We start from the raw sequence: 2206 nt of genomic DNA on the forward strand, positions 1-2206 counted from the left end.
TTTCTTTTTCTGCCAGTTCTAGGTTTAATTCCAGCACTTTTGCTAAAATATCGTCGCTGTCAGTAAATCCGTAAGCTTGCATTACTTGGCGATCGAGCTTAGCATGAAGTTTATAAAGTTGACTTGTTGGCTCTTCAAAAAATTTATTGTAAAGTTGAGTAATTCCCCACTGCTTTGCTGACATTTGTTGAGTGCGGTATTGATGCAATTCGACCGCTGTTGCCCGAATTTGCTCTACTAATTGCTTCGCTGCTGTCTGGGGAAATGGGAAAGTTTCAAAGCAGGTTGTATGGGTGTATCGAGTGTCTCTTTTAAATGTGGATCTTTGAGCTTTAACCCAGAAGCGATGAACCTTTGATGTGAGAATGCCAAAAATGTAGAAATCTTCGGAAGCAACAACAATATTTAAGTCACCTGGTAGCCAACTAACGGGAGCGGGAATAAAGACAGCCCATGTTGAGACTCTGGGTACGGCGAAGTAGTGAGATAAAGGTGCGATCGCCTTTCTCATTTTAGGAGCATTTTCGCCAAACTTCCACCAGTTAATTCTCCTAGTATCCCTGCGGTTCTTATCCCGTTTTGGTTTGACAGTAGCTTTTATATGCTCAAAAGGGATTGCATAATCTATAGCTTCTTCAATCATCATATCATTGAAATCAATTATCCAACGTCCAGGTCTACCGTGTGGATTTTTAGCTAAGTTTTTACCCATTGAAAACAGCTTGAGAACATCTTGGTTCTTTAAATCTGCTTTAATCCAATCCTGAGCCTGTTGTTCGCTCGCAATAAACCCCTTGCCAAGAGGACTTACACCTTGAAAATATTGATTAAGATTAGCTGACAATCTAGCAGCTTGAGAAACATCAATCGTAGCTTGCAGCGAAGAGTTGATACTAGAAACCGCGAGGTTATCTAAATAATAAAGTTTCGGCTTTTCCTTGCTCCAGTTAATCAAACTAACATGAACCTTAGCTTCCCCCGACCAAGGCTGAGTAGAAACTGCCGCATAAATGTGACCGCCATTTTGCGCGACATAATCTAAAGCAGCAGCACGACTTTTACCTTGACTAATTGAATTAGTAGCAACTAAACCAGCCCTGCCATTTAGTTCTAAATTATTGTGAGCTATGCGAAACCAATAAGCACAAAAATCCACCGAATCTTTCACATCAGGAAAGCGTGTAAACACGCGGTCAATATATTCATCTCCCAGAGCAATCCTCATGTGCTTTCCGCCTAAAAACGGAGGATTCCCGATAATCGCGTCAGCCTTCACCCAATCAGTAAATAAAGCATCCTTACAGACAATATTTTTATCCAAAGTATCTAAAGGCAGAGAAGGTTCTTTCAATCCCAAATTATCGATCGCCACCTTGCGGCCAATCATCAACGTCACCCGCGCCAACTCCACCGCAAACGAGTTAATATCCATGCCGTAAAATTGCTGCGGCGTGACTAAATTCATATAACCTCTTGTACCGTCGAACTCGTTTAGCTTATCTAAAAGTAACTTTTCAACTTGCTTGAGTTCCTGATAAGCTACATACAGAAAATTACCCGAACCGCAAGCCGGATCTAGGACGCGATAGCGACCTAATTCTTGGTGCAGATTTTGCAGTTTAGCTACGGTATTTGCCGCGTTAATTCGCTCTTCCCAGTAATAGCTAATTGTGGGCAGAACAATGCGGCGAATGTCTCCCTCTGTAGTAAAGTGAATCCCGTAGGCGCGGCGCTGTTTTTTATCTGTTTTCAAAGCCGATTCAAAGATATTGCCAAAAATAGAAGGGCGTACCTGACTCCAGTTTTGTTCGGCACAAACTTCTAATATTTTCAACTCTCCCTGTTGCAGTTCAATGGGGTGTATTTCCGAAAATAAACCGCCGTTGAAATACTCCACTCCTTCATAACGTCCGGCGGGCGTGACTCCCTGCTGATTCATTGCTTGAAATAAGCCGCCCAAGACATCGTAAGAACTTGCTCCTTCTAGGCAATCTTTAACGCAGCGAGTAAAGAGTGCCGGCGGCAAAAGTCCCCTATCTTCGGCAAACATTGCTAAGACGCATTGCAACACAAATCGCTGTGCCTGAAACTGATTAAATTTAGCAAATTTGCGCTCTTTGCCGCGATCGATTAAGTAGGTCGGGCTGAAAAGACTGAAGTATGTAAAGATAGGTAAACGAGGCAACAGTTATAGCTAGGTAATGAG

General features: G+C 42.5%; 1 protein-coding gene. It reads right to left on the reverse strand.

The window, feature by feature from the left end:
- Positions 1–2185 (reverse strand): DNA methyltransferase (locus QUA45_RS28570; protein WP_333223294.1); only part of this gene is annotated, 2185 nt, incomplete at its 3' end.
- Between the last annotated feature and the right edge of the window lie 21 nt (positions 2186–2206).

The sequence above is a fragment of the Microcoleus sp. Pol12A5 genome (genome assembly GCF_036701435.1).
GTDB lineage: Bacteria > Cyanobacteriota > Cyanobacteriia > Cyanobacteriales > Microcoleaceae > Microcoleus.